A 17,675-nucleotide genomic window follows, 5' to 3' on the forward strand; every position below is an offset into this window, starting at 1 on the left:
GCGACCAAAACCATTTCCCTGGTTGGTTCGTCTTAATGACAACCTGCTCTCGAAAAATGCAGGCATTGCTGGCTGCCGCCGGGTCGCACCATTCACCGTCGTCCCCAACTAAACTATTCCGGGCGGCTTGGTCCAGCGCAAGTGCAGGCGATCTCATCACTTGGCAAAACGTTTGCCCACAGGAAAATGACAATGCGTCAGACTTTTTGGCGGTTGGTTTCGACGTCCTCAACAAGGGTTGGCCGTTTGATGGCTGCGGCGACCTTAGGAGTGGGTTTGCTGATGGGGAACTGGCGAGCGACCGGTGGTGAGATCGATTTTCGCGAGGATTTTTCCCTGGCCCGCGACCGGACCAAGCCCCTCGCGCAGCTCATCCCCGGCACGGAAGACTATTACTACTATCACGCGCTGCATTACTTGGCGACCGAGCAGTATGAAAAGGTCGGCCAGCTCATGCCGCTGTGGGTTCAGCGGCATGGCGAGACCAGCCGCGTGTTTGAAATCCGCACTCGCCAGGCATTGCAAACGTATGAAAAGAGCCCGGAGAAGACTCTCGCTTACCTGCGGAATCGCCTCGGTTTGCACTATCCCTTCGAGCGCGAGATTCTAGGCGCCGAACCAAATCTGCCGACGGCGCTCGATCCAGCCATGATTTCGCGCGAGCAGTTTGCCAATCGCGCGGCTCCGTATTCCAACGACAACCTCGAACAGTACGAAGAATCGGCCTTCGATTGGCTGATCAAGCAAGCGCTCAATCCGCTGCAACGCCGCAGCCTGCTCGCACGGTTAGGCCGCCCCGATCATGCAAATCTGCCGAAGCTGATCGTCGACGATTTGAATCACGAACACTCCGGCGGCTTCGGTTCGCTGGCCATTCACAATCAGTTGCTCCTCACGCAGCTTGAGGAAATTCTCAAGCTCAAGCCCGATCTGCTGAACAATCAGAATTTCGTTGTTGCTTATCTCGTGCGTTTGCAGCCGACGGCCGATGAGGATCCGCGTCACGATCAACAAGTGCTCGCCGCGCTGCTCGATCGCCAAGCAAAGTTTGCCGATCGCCTGTCGCCAGCGCACAACAGCTTGAAGGCCCACGTTCTTTACAACCAACTCCTTCTCGATCGGCAAAAGGGCATCTACGACAAGGAGAAGTTCCTCGCCTATCTGAAGCTGCCGCGACACGTGGGTTATGTCTCGCGAGCGATGCAAGAATCGCAGCCGTATCGGCAGTTCCCGGTTGATCTGAATCAGAACTACGGCGGAGCGACGCTACTGCCGCCGATTGGTCAGGATGAGCCGCTGGTGCGGACATTCTTGCTCCACTTCCTGCGTGATGCAGCCGACATCAAGGAATTTGAGCCCTACGTCAACGACACTTACCTCAAGCATCTGCTGGCCGAAGTTAAGATCGTCAACGGCTTGGGGGATGCCGAGAAATGGGCCTCGCTCCTGCCGCCGGAGCAGTACAAGCAGCTGAAAGAGCGAGTCGACATCGACTTTGCCTTCACCAACAAAACCAGCTACAGCGCCGATGAAGCAGTCGCTCTCGACCTGCACATCAAGAACGCCGGCACGCTGATCGTGAAAGTGTTTGAGCTCAACACGAAGAACTTCTATCGCTCGAATCTGCGCGAGGTCGACACCGACATCAACCTCGATGGCCTCGTACCGAACTACGAACAGACGCATCAATTCACCGATGCGCCGGTGCGCCGCGTGCCGAAGAAATTTGAGTTTCCGCAGCTGTCGCGCCCTGGCATTTATGTGATTGATTTCATCGGCAACGGCCGCAGCAGCCGAGCGCTCGTTCGCAAGGGCGGCTTGAAGCAACTCGTTCGCACTTCCGCCGCCGGCCAGGTCTTCACGGTGCTCGACGACAAGCAACAGGTGGTGAAGAACGCCTCGATCTATCTCGGTGGTCACGAATACACGGCTGAGAAGGACGGCACGGTGATCGTTCCGTTCAGCACGAATCCCAACCGGGCAACCATCGTGATTTCCGCTCCGACGACGAACGAAAAGGGAGTGAAGAGCGAATACTCATCGCTCGGCAACTTTTTGCACGAAGCCGAAAGCTACGGCTTGTCGGCTGGTTTCTACGTCGATCGCGAATCGCTCCTGAAGCGAAAAACGGCCAAGGTGCTGATCCGCTCCAGCCTCAATATCAATGGCACGCCGGTGACGCTCGGTCTGCTGGAAGAAGTGAAGCTCCTCATCACGTCGACCGATCTCGATGGTGTGGCCGCGACGCAAGAGATTCCGAACCTCAAGCTGTTCGAAGACCGCGAGACGGTTCATGAATTCCAGGTGCCGCAGCGCTTGGCTGCGATTAACTTCCAGCTGACCGCTCAGGTAAAGCAAGTCAGCAACGGCAGTCAGAAGGTCAACCTGTCGGCGGGCGGCGTGTTTACGCTGAACGAAATCGACCGGACCGATAAGATCGAAGATTTGCACCTGATGCAAACCGCCAGCGGTTACATCGTCGAACTGCGTGGCAAAACCGGCGAGAGCAAAGTCTCGCGCCCAGTGAACTTCGTCATCAAGCATCGCAACTTCCGTCAGCCGCTGAATGTGACGCTGAAGTCGGACCCCAGCGGCCGGATCAATCTTGGTCAACTCATCGACATCGCGAATGTCACTGCGACTGGCCCGGAAGGCACGTCGCACAACTGGCAGCTCCGCATTGATGCTCACACCTACCCTTGGACATTGCACGGCAAAGTCGGCGATGTTCTGACGCTGCCATACTTGCCCCGCGACGGCAAACTCGCTGCCGCTGACGACGATGTGAGCAAAGATCAGCTGCGGCAAGAACTCTCGCTGCTCGAAGTGCGCGAAGAAAAGTTCGTCGCCGATCGCTTCGATCATCTGTCGATTAAGAACGGCTTGATCACGTTCGAAAAACTCCCGGCCGGCGATTACGACCTGTTCCTCAAGTCGCATCACCGCCACGTGAAAATCCGCGTCACTGCTGGCGAGCAAGCTGGCCGTTACGCCCTTGGCAAGTGGCGACAGCTCGAAACGCAGCCGATCGCCGCGCTGCAAATCAATGCGGTGAAGTTCACCGAAGTTCCTGCGAAGGACAAAGAACCCGCTGGCGAGAAACTGGTAATCGAACTGAAGAACGCCACGAAATACTCGCGCGTCCACGTCTTCGCCACGCGGTTTGTGCCGGAGTACAGCGCGTTCGATCAGTTGGCTCGCGTGCATGCCGCCGAACCGTATGTCTTCCGCTTTGCTCCCGCCGAATCGGCTTATCTGACTGGCCGCAACATCGGCGATGAGTATCGCTACATCATCGACCGCAAGTACGCGCCGAAGTTCCCCGGCAACTTGCTCGATCGGCCGTCGCTGCTGCTCAATCCCTGGGCCGTTCGTGCGACGCAAACCGGCGAACAAGTCGCGCAAGGGGGCGACGCCTTCCGCGCCCGCGGCGATGGGGCCAAATCGCAAATGGGCCGCACTTCGGAAGAAAAACCCGGTCAAAGCCAGGCCGGAGGCAACTTTGCCGATATCGATTTCCTCTCGCAAACCTCGGCAGTGCTCGTGAACCTGGCCGCCGATGAGAAGGGGATCGTCGAAATCGATCGCGTCGCCCTTGGCAGCCATCAGCAACTGCACATTGTGGCCGTCGATCCGTCGAGCACGACCTACCGCAGCCTCGAACTGCCCGAAGTCAAAATGGATTTCGTTGATCTGCGCTTGATCAACGGCCTCGATCCAAAGCTGCACTTCACGCAGCAAAAGCAGATCACCATCGTCCCGGCCGGCAAGACCTTTACGCTCAACGACATCACGACGAGCAAATTCGAAGCCTACGACAGCCTGGCCCGCGTCTATTCGCTGTATGCCACGTTGAGCAATGATCCCAAGCTCGCCGAGTTTGCGTTCATTCTCAACTGGCCGAAATTAAAGGCCGAAGAAAAGAAGACGCTCTACAGCAAGTATGCCAGTCACGAACTGAGCTTCTTCCTCTTCAAGAAGGATCCGCAGTTCTTCAAGGAAGTGATCGTTCCTTACCTGGCCAACAAGAAGGACAAGACGTTTGTCGATAACTTCCTCCTCGAGAAGAACCTCGACGAATACTTGAAGCCTTGGAACTACGGTCAGCTGAACACGGTCGAGCGGATTCTGCTCGCGCAGCGGTTGAAGGACGAACGGCTGAATACCAGCCGCTTTGTAAACGAATCCTATTCGCTGTTGCCGCCGAATATCGACAACTTCATTCGCTTGTTCGATACCGCCGTTCGCGGTGGTTCGATGGATACGAACGATGCGCTCGGCCTCGTCGCTGCGACGGGTCAGGCCATGAATGCCAACGGCTCGGCGCGATTCTTCGATGCCCGTGGTGGCGGATTTGGCGGCGGCTTGCCCGGCGCTCCACCACCTGTGGTGAATGCCCCGTCGCCCCTTGATCCAGCCGCCCCAGCAGCAGCAGCCGACATGCCTGCCTTGCAACGCAAAGCCGGCGAAATGGACAAGCTGATGGAGAAGCAGGAAGCAGCCGCGAAGAAGGGAGCCGCGAAGGACGGTCGCGCCAAGCGCGACATGGCTGAGCGGGAAGTCGAGGAACTCCGCGCGGAGTTGAAGGACGTCGATCTCTTCTACGATGCCGACGGCGGCGAAAAGCTCCGTCGCAGTCAGATGCGTCAGCTCTTCCGTCAGCTCGAAAAGACGATGGAATGGGCCGAAAATAACTACCATCACCTGACCATTGATCAGCAGAACACGCACTTGATCTCGGTCAACGCGTTCTGGAAAGACTTCGCCGAACACGATCCGGCCACTGCGTTCTATACGCGTAACGCTGCCGAGGGTGCGCGGAACTTCCCAGAAATGATGTTCGCTCTATCGGTGCTCGATCTGCCGTTCGAATCGCCGAAGCACGAAACGAAATTCGATGGCGCTAAGATGACGCTCGTTCCCGGTGGCCCGCTCGTGGTCTTCCACGAAGAGATCCGCCCGGCCCCTGCCGCCGATGGCGCCACCAAGGTGCTCGTCAGCCAGAACTTCTATCGCCAAGGCGATCGCCATCGCCAGGAAAACGGCGAACAGGTTGATAAGTTCGTCACGGAAGAGTTCCTGGTTCACACTGTCTACGGTTGCCAGGTCGTTGTCACCAACCCGACGTCTGCCCGGCAGAAGCTGAACCTGCTGCTACAAATTCCCGTCGGCGCCATCCCGGTTCTCAACAGCCAGGCGACGAAGACGGTGCATATCCAACTCGAGCCCTATCACACGCAAACGCTCGATTACCACTTCTACTTCCCGACTGCTGGCAAGTACGTTCACTTCCCGGTGCACGTCGCGAAGAACGAAACACTGATCGCTTCTCCCGAGCCATTTATCTTCAGCGTCGTCGACAAGCCGACGAAGGTTGATACCCAATCGTGGGATTACATTTCGCAGAACGGCACGAACGATCAAGTGCTCGAGTTCTTGCGGAAGAACAACATCCAGAGTGTGAATCTCGTTCGTATTGCCTGGCGGATGAAGGATGCGAAATTCTTCACTGCGGTGACCGAGCTACTCGCCAAGCACCACATCTACAACGAACACATCTGGTCGTATTCGCTGCTGCACAACGTGCCCGCGGCGGCTCGTGAATACCTGCAGTACAACGACCGCATCGTGAACGAATGCGGCGGCCGGCTCACGAGCGCGCTGTTGGTGATCGATCCGATCGTTCGCCGTCAGCTGGAACATCTCGAGTACAAGCCGCTGGTAAACGCCCGCGCTCACGCCCTCGGCAAGCGGCGGCACATCGTCAACGACCGCTTCTTCGAGCAGTATCACCGCTTTCTCAAAGATCTGTCGTATCAGCGTGAGCTGACCGACGAAGATTTGCTCGCGGTGACTTACTACGAGTTGCTGCAAGATCGGATCGAAGAAGCGCTCGCGACCTACGACCGAGTGAATCCTGCCAATCTGGAAATGAAACTGCAGTACGACTACTGCACGGCTTATCTCGATTTCTTCACCGGCGAACACGCGGAAGCCCGCGCGATTGCCATGAAGCATGCGAACCATCCCGTCGATCGTTGGCGGAATACTTTTGGCACGATCATCCAACAGCTCGATGAAGCCGAAGGAAAGGGTTCGAAGGCAATCGATCCAGAAAATCGGAACGAGACGCAAGGTCAACTGGCCTCGACTGAGCCGAGCTTCGAGTTCCTAGTCGAAGCCAAGCAAGTGAAGCTCGATTATCAGAACGTGAAAACCATCCGCGTAAACTACTACGAGATGGATGTTGAGTTGCTCTTCAGCCGCAACCCGTTCCAGCAGGTCAGCGGCCAGTTCAACAGCATCAAGCCGAACCTGTCGCAGGAAATTGAAGTTCCCGCCGACAAGAAGAGCATCGCGCTCAACCTGCCGCCGGAACTCGCCAATCGCAACGTGCTGGTCGAGATCGTCGCCGGCGGCGTGACGAAGACTCAGGCTTATTACGCTCACTCGCTCACACTGCAAGTGATCGAGAACTACGGCCAGGTCAAAGTCACCCAGCAAGCCAGCGGCAAGCCTGTGCCGAAGGCCTACGTCAAGGTCTACGCGACCATGGGCAACGGCGAAGTGAAGTTCTACAAGGATGGCTACACCGACATCCGCGGCCGCTTCGACTACGCGTCGCTGAGCACCAACGATCTCGACGGCGCGCAGAAGTTTTCGCTCCTCGTGCTCAGCGATGACTACGGCGCGATGGTGCGAGAAGCGACTCCGCCGCAGCGGTAGTCGGCGTGGTGCAACTTAGTGGGAGAGCTCAGGTACTGCGGCACAGCGTAACGCTGCTGCCGCAATCAGGCTCAACCCCACCGCGACCGCGAGGGGGTGCGACAGCCCGAGCAAGTGCTCGGCTGTCGGGCTAAGAATCGCGGGCGCGATTGGTGCGCTGCCAGAAAGATCGAGTTGCTCAGGCGGAAGATTCCAATCGCGGATGTTCTCCCAGCCGAATTTCGTCCGCCGCCAGCCATCGTCGATGGCGGCTGCTTCGGCGCCGGTCTGTCCTGCCGCGAAGGATTGAGCCGCCAAAAGCAGGCACAGTCCGATCATGCCGACAATGCTGCGTTTGCCGAACAAGCGGCGCACAAGGGCGATGTCGATTTGGGTTGCAGCAGCGGTTCGCATGACTGCAGACATCGCAGCGCTCGTGCCTCGGCTCGGCGCTCTCTTCGCTGCTGTGCGCAACCGTCGCACTGCCAGCGACTTGCACAATCGCGGCAATTTTCGCAGTGCGTCGCGCGTGGCGATTCTGCCTCATGCTGCGTTTATGGCTGGCAACGCGTCACTCTGTCGGACTAAGGCAAATCCCTATGCTTGAGCGGCATTCTCATTTGACGCACGGCTGCCACGGACTAGGTTTCATCGAGCGGTGACGAGTAATGCGCGGCCTTAAATTGCGGACGATTCTGCTGAACGGCGCTCACTTCGTCAGAACAAATTTGCTGCCCCTGCCGTGAACGGAACACACATGCCGAATGCTACGCCTGGTCTGAAGGAACTGCTCGGGAACGCCCAACTGCCGGCCCTGCCGCAGAGCGCGATCCGCCTGCTCGAACTATCGCAAAACCCCGACAATGGCCCGGCCGAATTTGCCGTGCCGATCGAAGCCGACCCCGGCCTGACCGGCCAGGTGCTGAAGTTCGTCAACTCGTCGTACTTCGGTTTCTCGCGCGAGATCTCGAGCGTCAAGCTGGCGATTACGCTCGTCGGCATTCGCACGATCAAGAACTTCGCGCTGTGGAGCGCGGTCTTCAGTCTCATGCCGAATCCGAAGTGCGGGCCGTTCGACCTGAAGAGCCTCTGGCAGGATTCGCTCCGCCGCGGCTTGTTCGCTCGCGCCTTCGGCAAGCTCAAGGGCCTCAAGGATGCTGAAGATCTCTTCGCCGCCGCCTTGCTGCAAGACATGGCCGTGCCGTTGCTCGCCAAGGAACTGCCGACGCAATACGTCGAACTGCTGCAAGGCCGCAACAACGGCGAAGTCCGCCTGAGCACGCTCGAACAAGCCAAGTTTGGTTGGACGCACGCGACGGCCGCTGGCGTGATGGCTCGCAGCTGGAGCCTGCCGGAAGAGTTCGCCCGCCTGATTGAAAAGCATTGCGACTTGAACCAACTCGTCGATAGCGGCAGCAAAGACATCGGCGCCGTTTCAGTCGCCCTCTCTGCTTCGCTCCCCGCTGCCAGTGACAAAGTGTGGTGCGAACGTGAAACGTTCCTCGCCGCCTTTACGAAGGTCGCTGGGCCGGGCGTCAATCCGAAAGAAGCCCTCGCCAAGGTCGATCAAGAATTCACCGAGTTCGGCCCCGTGCTGAAGCTCGCCGCGCCGGCCAAGTCGCTGGTGGCTTACTTGGAAGAACAGACCGTGCCTGCTTAGCGGCTGGGCTCGTTACAATATCGAGAGAATGAAGCCAACGCGAACTCAGGTTCGCAGTTGGCTTCTTCTTTTTCTTGGCTGACGCATTTGTCGGCATGTCTCAGAGCTAGTCTCGAGTTGCACTTGCCAGATTTTCCGAACGGAGGTATTACACCCACGCGAAAAATCCGCTGACCTCTGTGAGTCGTTCGAACCATGCCGCGCCTGATCGATTGTTTCAGGATCGCCGCGTTGGCGGTGGTGATCGGCATCTTTTGGGCTGGGCCCTGCGCCGCGCAGCAGAATCTCTTTAACGTCCCTTCGGCGAGAATCACTCCACCAGAGGACGTCTTTTTTCAGCAGCAATTCAATTTCTTGCAAGACGGCGCGTCGAACACCACGATCGAATTTGGACTTTGGGAGGGATTCGAAGCCGGCTTCAACATCCTGGATGTGCCGCTTTATCTCGGAGGCGGCATCGCCGACCTCGACTCCAATAACACCGCCGATTTCCTGGTCAATTTGCAGAAGGGAATTCCGCTGAGCGAGCTGGTGCATCTGGGAATTGGCACGCAGTTGGGAGTTACTCAACTGGGGACCGCCCTGGATGCACAGCGGCCTACGGCGCTGGTCAACTTCGATTGGATCGTAGTGGAATCGGAAATTCCCGACGTGGGATTTTTTTACGGCGGTGCCTACTACGGCAACAAACCTTATCTCGGCAAGGGAAACACTCTGGGCCTGATGCTGGGAACGGAAGTGCCGATTGTTGAAGACAAATTTTCGTTCATGGCCGACGTCCTCATGGGTAGCAACGACATTAGCGTGGCCGTGATCGGCGGCGTGTACACCTTTCCTGGCACCCGCTGGCAGCTATCGCTGGGCGCCCAACTTCCCTTCCCCGGCAGTCACAACGACTTCGGCGCCGTGCTCGAGATCACGCGCGTGGCGGGCAATCCTAAGAGAGAATTGGGCCCGCTCGGCACTCTGCCCTAACGCAATGCTGAAGAGAGACTTGGCTGATGGCCAGCAACCGCCGTTGGCCAAAACCGCGGTTCGCGCTAGAATACTCCTGCCATGACGGCAACATTGCCCGCGATAGCTACAGCTGCCGAAAACCTTCGGCTGCTGCCCGATGCGCTTCGGCGTTATGAGGGCTTTGCCGAAGCGGTGGCGGCCCTGGCTGCAGGTCAACCCGCCACGTTCGACGGAGTCTGGGGCTCGAGCTGCGCGCTGCTGGCGGCCGCCCTGGCCAAGTCGCACGGTCGGCCGCTGCTAATTGCCACCGCGCACGACCGCGAAGCCGACGATCTCGTCGCCGACATGCCTCTCTTCGGCGTCACGCAGGCGGAAGTTTTTCCGGCTTGGGATCCAGCGTCTGAAGAGCGCGGCCTGCGCGATGAAAGCTACGGCGATCGAATCCGGCTGCTGAAGAAGCTGGTCGCTCCGGCTGCCGCTGGCAATCCGCCGATTCTGGTCGCGAGCATCGGCGCTCTGATGCAACCGGTGCCGAGCGCGGAACAGGTACGCAAGTCGACACGCACCATCCGCCGCGGCGAACGGATCGATGTCGAATCCTTGCTGCGGTGGTTTGTCGAAAGTGGATTTCACGCCACGAGCGCCGTAGAATTGCCTGGTGAGTTTTCTCATCGCGGGGGTATCCTCGATATTCTGGCTCCCGATTGGCTCGAACCAGTTCGTCTCGAGCTATTCGACGACGAAATCGAGTCCCTCCGCTCGTTTGATATCGCCTCGCAGCGCAGCTTGGAAGTTCTCGATCAAATCGAAGTCACCGTTCTACCCAAGGACGTACCGCCGACCGCACACCTGGCCGATTATTTTCCGGCAAACGCCTGGGCATTCCTGATCGAGCCGCAGGTGCTGAGCGATGAGGGAAAAAATGTCCTCACGCGAGCAGCCGATACCTCGCTGCATCATTCCGTGGCCAGCGTGCTCGCCAGCGTTGCTCGCCTGGCGGTGGCCACTTCGGCCCATCTGGCAGCCGGCACGCTCGGCGCGAGTTGTCATTTGCCGATCGAGTCGGTCGAGCGCTTCAGCGGCGATTTGCAGCGCGTGCGCGAAGAACTCGATCACGTCGCCGTCGACAACAATGTGTATCTGATCGTCGCTACCGATGCCGAGACGGAGCGTCTCCGCGAATTGCTCCGCGAAACAAAGCTGATGGCCACCGGCCGGCTGTTTTTCGTGATCGGCAGTTTGCGTGAAGGATTTCGCCTGCCGCGCGACAACTCGCTCATCATCACTGGCGGCGAATTATTTCATCGCGGCGAACTGCGGCGCATTCCCCGGCGGCACCTTGGCAAAGCGATCGACAGCTTTCTTGATCTGCGCGATGGCGATCTGGTGGTACATCTTGCGCACGGCATCGGTCGTTATCGTGGGCTGAAGCAGATCAGCAAGAACGGTCAATTTGAAGAGCATCTCGAAATCGAGTTCGACGGCGGCACGCGGATTTACGTGCCGGCCATCAAGATCGATCTGGTGCAGAAGTACGTCGGCGGTTCGAAAACGCGACCGACGCTCGCCAAAATCGGCGGCAAAACGTGGGTCAAACAAAAAGAAGCGGCAGAGGCAGCTGTCAAAGACCTCGCGGTCGAGATGCTCGAGGTGCAGGCCATGCGCAGCACTCGCCCCGGCATTTCGTTCACCGTTGATAGCGAATGGCAGCGCGAGTTCGACGCGTCGTTTCCTTATCGCGAAACGGTCGATCAGCTCACTTCGATTCGCGCGATCAAGTCCGATATGCAAAAGCCGCGGCCGATGGACCGCTTGCTCTGCGGCGACGTTGGTTTTGGCAAAACTGAAGTTGCGATGCGAGCCGCGTTCAAGGCGGTCGACAACGGCTATCAGGTGGCCGTGCTCGTGCCGACGACGATTCTCTGCGAACAGCATTACCACAGCTTTTGCGAACGAATGGCCGAGTTTCCGTTCGACATCGCCAAGCTCAGCCGGTTCTGCACGCCGCAGGAAATGCGCGAGACGGTGAAAGGAATCAAGAGCGGCAAGGTCGACATCGCCATCGGCACGCATCGCATTGCATCGCAGGATATCGAGTTTCACAACCTGGGCCTGGTGATCATCGACGAAGAGCAGCGCTTCGGCGTCGATGTAAAAGAACGGCTCAAGTTGCTTCGCGCGACGGTTGACGTCCTCACGCTCTCAGCGACGCCGATTCCGCGAACATTGCACATGTCGCTCGTCGGTGTGCGCGATATTTCGAATCTCGAATCGCCTCCGGAAGATCGCGTTGCGGTCGAAACCCGCGTCACGCGCTGGGACAACGAGCTGATCAAGCACGCGATCAATCGCGAGTTGACTCGCGGTGGCCAGGTTTATTTCGTGCATAACCGCGTGAACGACATCGAGCAGATCGCCCAGCGGCTGCGCGACATCGTCCCTGCCGCCCGCGTGCAGATCGGTCATGCTCAAATGGCCGATGACGAACTCGAGCAGGTGATGATCGATTTCGTGGCGCACGAGTTCGATATTCTGGTGGCTACGACCATCGTCGAAAGCGGTTTGGATATTCCCAACGCCAACACGATTTTCATCGACGAAGCTGATCGCTACGGTCTGGCCGATTTGCATCAGCTGCGCGGCCGCGTCGGCCGGTACAAGCATCGGGCCTATTGCTATCTGTTGACCGATCCCAACAAGCACATCTCGCCGAATGCTTCGCGGCGATTGCGAGCCATCGAAGAGTTCAGTGAAATGGGCGCCGGGTTCGCCATTTCGATGCGCGACTTGGAAATTCGCGGCGCCGGCAACTTGCTCGGCACGCAGCAAAGCGGCCACATCGCTACAGTCGGTTACGAGCTGTATTGCCAGCTGCTCGAAAATGCCGTGCGGGCCCTGCAAAACAGCACGCCACGGCTGAAACTCGATGTCGATATCAATCTGCCGTGCGAAGCCTATTTGCCCGACGATTACGTTCCCGATATTCGCCTGAAGATCGATCTCTATCGCCGACTGACGCGAATCAACGCGTTTCAAGAGCTGGCCGATTTGCGTTCCGAGTTCGTCGATCGCTTCGGTCCGCCGCCGCGCCCCGTCGAACGTTTGATGGAACTGATCGAGCTAAAGATGGACGCGACCCTGTGGTTTATTTCGGCTATTCATCGCGAAGACAAGTTCATGGTCTTTCAATATCGCGATCAAGCTCGCATCGAGCAGCTAGCACGGAAGCATAAGGGATTGCGGATCGTCGACGACAAAGCAGCGTACCTGCCGCTGCCAGCACTCAACCTGACCGGCGATCAAATGTTTGAACTCGTCAAATCTGTCTTGCGGGTCACAAAATGAACTGCTAAGAATTGACCGCCCGAATGCGCCAGGAAGTTGCGCGCTCGGATCGCGTACTCTCAATCACATCGCCACGGAAGGCCCACGCGTGAAACTGCGGCAGCTACTGCTGACGACAACTCCTGTCTGGTTGCTCACCTTGCAACCGGCGGTGGCCTGGCAGTATCAGCCGGGGCCGCGGCCCGATCCTTACGCTCAGCCGCCTGTGCAGAACACGAACTCGCCCTTTCAGTTCGCGCCCGATCCCAACGCGCCGATGCAGCCGGTCGGCCCGCCGATGTTTGTGCCTCCTCAGCCACAACCGCAACCGCAACCACAATTCGGGCCACCTCAGCAGTTCGCGCCGCCCCAGTTTCAGCCCGGTCAGTTTGCTCCACCGCAATTCGCACCACCTGGTCAGCCTGTTGGTCCGCCACCGCAGTTTCAGCAGCCGCAGTTTCAACCGCCGATGGCTGGCGCGCCGATGGGACCGCCTCCTGGCCAACCGCCAGCGAATAGTGCTTCGCAAACGCCGCTGATTCCCGGCTTCGATCCCACGGCTGAAAACGTCAATCCCGAGATCGCGCGCACGCTGTTCCAACCGAGTCAGATCGTGGCCACGGTTGGTAATCAATACATTCTGTATGGCGACGTCGAGCCGACGGTCAATCAGATGATCGAACCGGCGCTCAAGGCGAATCCTGGTCAGCGCGATCAGATCGAAGCGATGAAGCCGAAGTTGATCCAGCAGATCACGCGGCAACAAGTCGAATCGAAGCTGATGTATCTCGATTTTGAACGCGAAATCGAAGCTAAAGCCGGTCGCGATAAGATGAACGAGATTCGCACCGAAATGTCGAAGAAGATGCGCGACAATTTCGAGAAGCAGCTGACCGGCATGCGCGAAAAGATGGCCAAGTCGACGCCGGAAGAAATTCAAGAACTCGCCAAGCGCGATCCGATCGTCGCGCGACTCGCACTACTGATGAAGGAACATAATCTCGAGACGCTGGGCGATCTCGACCGAGTGCTGAGGCAGGGCGGCTCGACGCTGGAGAAACAACAGCGGTCCTTTTTAGAAACCTATCTCGGTCGCGACAACATTCAGCAGAAATTGAAGGTGAAGACCGAAGTCTCGCATCTCGAGATGATTAACTACTACCACGAACATGCGGAAGACTTTGCGGTGAAAGCCCGCGCCCGCTTTGAGATTCTGTCGGTCAAGTTCGCCAATTTTCCTGACAAGCGCGCCGCCGAACAGCAAATGGTGCAGATGGGCAACGACGTGATCTTCGGCACACCCTTCGCTGCTGTTGCCAAGCGTGGTTCGCAGGACATCAATGCCGCGAACGGCGGTGTTTATGATTGGACGAACGAAAAGAGCCTGGCCTCGGATCAAATCGACCAGGCCATCTTCAGCCAAGAGGTCGGCAAGTTGAGCCCGATCATCGAAGACCCTAAAGGCTTGCACATTGTGCGCGTGACCGAACGGCAACCAGCCGGCTACATTCCATTCACCGATGCTCAGGTGAAGATCAAGGAATTGATCAACCAGCAACGCCGCGATGCGGCCATCAAAGTCATCCTCGAAGGGATCCGGACAAAAACCGTCGTCTGGACCATCTACGACGCCGATGCGACGAACGTTGCGGCGCAACCGGCGGCGAATCCCAAACGCTAACGGGGTTGGAATTGACGATCGCCGAACGCGGCGGGATCGAGACCAATGCCACGGCGCTTCAACTCCGGATTCGTCGCAAAGAACGAATCAAAATCGAGCTTGAGTGCCGAATCCATCATGCGATCGGGCGAAAAGCCTGCTTTGTCGGCGGGATTTCCTTTCACTCCTGGATCGCCGGCAAACAGCGGATCGGCAAAGACAGGCTCGCTGACGTGCTTGCTCAACTGGCCGATCGTTTGGTTGCCTAGCAAGGCCCGTTGCTCCTGAGGAATGCAATCGCGCAGCATGAAGCAACTGCTCGGGCACCGATAGCTATCGACCGCGCCGTCGCAGCACAGCAGGGCTAGATTCAGGCGGGCTTTCTTGTCGAGCATGTCGGTGAAAATACAATTCTCCATCGTGGCCGCCTGATCCTTTTCGTTTCGTAGCACAAATGCCATGATCATCGGCTCCGCAAAAACGGTGTTCTCGATTCTCAGGTTCGGGCAGCGCCAAAAATACATGCCGCCGAACTTGTAGGTGTTCACGCAGTTTTTGATCAGCAGATCTTCGACAAACCAGGCCGCCACCGGACTAGCCGAATAACCGCCTCGCCCCTCAGAGAAGCAACGCGTGATCTGAATGTCCTTTCCCTGGTACAAGTGAAACTCGCCACTATTCAGCAGGCTCCAGCTGTCGTTGGGAAACAAGTTGAAGCTGACGAAATAAAAGCCGTCGAACCGTAGATGGCTCTTGCCGGCGGCAACAAAGGCGCTGTTGAGCGTCATGCCGTTGCCGTTGAGCTCGACGCGCTCGCCGGGCGCAGCGCGAAAAGTGATCGGGCTGTCGACGTCTCCAGTCGCGCGAATGCGGGCTCGTTCGAGATATTTGCCGCCAGCGATCTGCACCGTATCGCCGACGTTGACGTGGGCCGCGGCGTAACGAATGGACCGCCAAGCTTGCTCGCGCGAGAGCCCTGAGTTGGTGTCATTGCCGTCCGTCGCCACGTGGTAAATGCGAGGTTCGGCATTCTTCGTCAATGTCGTAAACATGATCGGCTCGTCAGCAAGCTCGACCGACTGTTTCAGATCCGTCTTCGGCAAAATGTCGTGAGGCGTTTCAAGCTTGGTGATACGAAAGTAGTACGTCTGACCTGGCTTGAGGCCGGTGAGGCTGTAAGTACCGAAACAATTGACGTTGAACGGTAGCGACTTTTCGCAAGCTGGCGTCTCGCCCCACGCCAACTGACAAGTGGCCGGCAGCGAAGTCACCCATTCCAGATTGGCGGTCGTCGCGCTAACGGAATGCACCGACGGTTTGGTGACGAGCCGTAGATCTTTGGTTCGGGCCGTGTTGCGGTAGGGACCGATCGGTTTTCCAAGAGCTCCACAAGCCGCGAGTTGCGGCGAGAAGGCCTCGAGAACGCTGGCAGATTCGCGTTTGATTATCTGCGACTGCTGATCGCGGGTGCGTTGAACCTCGGCCAGCGACCAGGGTTCACTGCCGATCAGCCAGACTTTCTTGTCGCTGGTGTAGCCGTTGTAGTTTGCATAGCGAATCGCGCTTTCATTGGAAAGTTGCACGGCAGGTGCTGCAGTGTTTTGAAATGCATTGCCGCGGAGGTCGACTCGTTCACAGCCGCGCAGATTTGCCGCCGGTTGCGCGGAGCGAGCAAACAGGCACTGCGAAATCGCGATCGTTCTGACCTGCAGCGCGTTCAACGGCGCATCGCTCGAGGCAAATTCACAATGCTCAAAAGCCAGGTTGATCCCATCAGTGACATTAGCATTCGCAGCGAAGGTCAGACGCGACAGCCGCACGTAGTGGCAGGTATGCAAACTAGCGCCATCGACTATTACCTTGCCAGTTCCACGACCACGAATGAAGATTGGCGCAGCCGGCTTGGCACGAACGCTAAGGGACAATTTGGGATACTTACCCGGCTCGAGAAACAGGGTGTCGCCTGGTTTCAGATCGCGCACCGCTCGCGGCAGCGTCTTCCAAGCCTTACCGGCTGACAGCCCATCGGCGTCGTCGTCGCCAGTGGCTGCGTTGACATAGAAAACGTTGGGTGCGTAAGGAATGGCTCCCTGATCAGCGCCATCTGGACCAGCACCGCGGAATCTCGACGTCCCCTGCAAGCGATAGTCGTGATGATCAGGATCGGCAAATTCGGCGCGCAGGTCGAGGTTGGCGATATCTTGTAGTCGAATGTTTTGTTCGGCAGACGCTGTTTTGCTGGCCGTGGAACGCCCTATCGTCCCCTGCGTGACATTGCTCACGCTCCACAGTCCGGGCGAGATGCAATTGCGCGCGACGTGAAAATATTCATAGCCGGTTTTGATTTTGATATCGGCCGTGCCATTTCCCCAGGATAGGTTCCCTTCGAGCAGACTCTTGTTCTTCTCGTCATTGCCGCCGTCATCGACACCGGGTGGCGCGCCGCCGGTGCCATAAATATTCACGCCATACATGCCATTCGCGTAGGCGGTTGAGTTGCGCACGACATCGCGACGAGCGGCCAGCAATGTGATGCCTCCCAGGTCGCCATTTGCGAATGGCGATTTATTTCCCCAGGCTTCGCAGCGCTCGACGAGATTGTCGCCACTGGCTGGCGCACTGCAGTTCAAACCAATCCCCCAGGCATTCAAGTAAGCCTTGCAATCGCGAATTACGCACTGCTTGCCGTGGACCAGAAAGATGCCCCACACGCCGCCCGCAGTTTCTTCTCGATAGTGCAGCAGTTCCATCGCGTGGAAACCGGTGAATGCGAGACCTTCGATCGTCACACGTTGCGGCCGGATCAAGTGCAGGCCATGCGTGGGAATCACCGAGACGCTGTAGCGATGCACGTCGGCGGGCTGCATGTCGGAAGTCGATAGATAAAGTTTGCCGGCCGCTGCATCGTGACAAAAAGTGCCGGGAATAAACTCGAGCTCGTCGTTGTTCGGCATGCGTTTGAGAATGGTCAACGTATCGATCTCGTTGACGGCGGGGATCGGTCCCGCGAACTTGAAATCGGCGACATAAACGAAGCGTTGCCCAGGCAACGGCCGAAACTCTGGCGCGGGAAGGTCGCCGCGCAGTGTCACCGTTCCCGGCAACTCGGCGCGAATGATCGTATCGTGCGCCAAGTCACCGAGCCCCGTTCGTTTGACGGCTTCAAAGTACTCTCCCGGCGCAATCGTCAGCACATCGCCGGGCTCCAAGGCATCGACTCCCTTTTGCACCGTGAGGAATGATTCCGCCGACGACTTTCCGTTATTGGTGTCGGCGCCGCGCTTGCTCACGAAGTATTCCGTGGCTATGGCTGCAGGCAATCCAACTAGCTGACAGAAAAGTACGGCAACGATGAAGGCGATTGGCAGG

The 17,675-nt window shown here is 58.0% G+C and carries 8 protein-coding genes; 6 read left to right on the forward strand and 2 right to left on the reverse strand.

Going from position 1 to position 17,675, the window contains the following annotated elements; translation table 11 throughout:
• Positions 1-192: 192 nt before the first annotated feature.
• Entirely contained in the window at positions 193-6,726 is a 6,534-nt protein-coding gene (locus tag M9Q49_RS06585; protein ID WP_254507916.1) for a hypothetical protein, read from the forward strand.
• Between the two features lie 15 nt (positions 6,727-6,741).
• Here the strand turns inward: M9Q49_RS06585 and M9Q49_RS06590 are convergent, their stop codons facing one another.
• On the reverse strand, positions 6,742-7,131 hold the full coding sequence (locus tag M9Q49_RS06590) for a hypothetical protein (RefSeq protein ID WP_254507917.1): 390 nt from the start codon (positions 7,129-7,131) through the stop codon (positions 6,742-6,744).
• Here M9Q49_RS06590 and M9Q49_RS06595 point away from each other — a divergent pair.
• From M9Q49_RS06595 to M9Q49_RS06615, 5 genes are all read left to right on the forward strand, one after another.
• A complete protein-coding gene (locus tag M9Q49_RS06595) occupies positions 7,118-7,312 on the forward strand; it encodes a hypothetical protein (protein WP_254507918.1) in 195 nt (64 codons plus the stop codon). The two genes, M9Q49_RS06590 and M9Q49_RS06595, sit on opposite strands and share 14 nt — an antisense overlap.
• Positions 7,313-7,462: 150 nt before the next feature.
• Entirely contained in the window at positions 7,463-8,365 is a 903-nt protein-coding gene (locus tag M9Q49_RS06600; protein ID WP_254507919.1) for an HDOD domain-containing protein, read from the forward strand.
• A gap of 195 nt (positions 8,366-8,560) precedes the next feature.
• Positions 8,561-9,340, forward strand: coding sequence for a hypothetical protein (locus M9Q49_RS06605; protein ID WP_254507920.1), 780 nt, complete (start codon positions 8,561-8,563; stop codon positions 9,338-9,340).
• An 81-nt stretch (positions 9,341-9,421) separates the two neighbouring features.
• Positions 9,422-12,667, forward strand: coding sequence for a transcription-repair coupling factor (mfd, locus tag M9Q49_RS06610; RefSeq protein ID WP_254507921.1), 3,246 nt, complete (start codon positions 9,422-9,424; stop codon positions 12,665-12,667).
• Positions 12,668-12,755: 88 nt separating this feature from the next.
• Entirely contained in the window at positions 12,756-14,327 is a 1,572-nt protein-coding gene (locus M9Q49_RS06615) for a peptidylprolyl isomerase (protein ID WP_254507922.1), read from the forward strand.
• Here the strand turns inward: M9Q49_RS06615 and M9Q49_RS06620 are convergent.
• Positions 14,324-17,596, reverse strand: a complete 3,273-nt coding sequence (locus M9Q49_RS06620; RefSeq protein WP_254507923.1) for a hypothetical protein — start codon at positions 17,594-17,596, stop codon at positions 14,324-14,326. The two genes, M9Q49_RS06615 and M9Q49_RS06620, sit on opposite strands and share 4 nt — an antisense overlap.
• Positions 17,597-17,675 lie beyond the last annotated feature (79 nt).

Origin of the sequence: Anatilimnocola floriformis, from assembly GCF_024256385.1 — a bacterium.
GTDB classification, from domain to species: domain Bacteria; phylum Planctomycetota; class Planctomycetia; order Pirellulales; family Pirellulaceae; genus Anatilimnocola; species Anatilimnocola floriformis.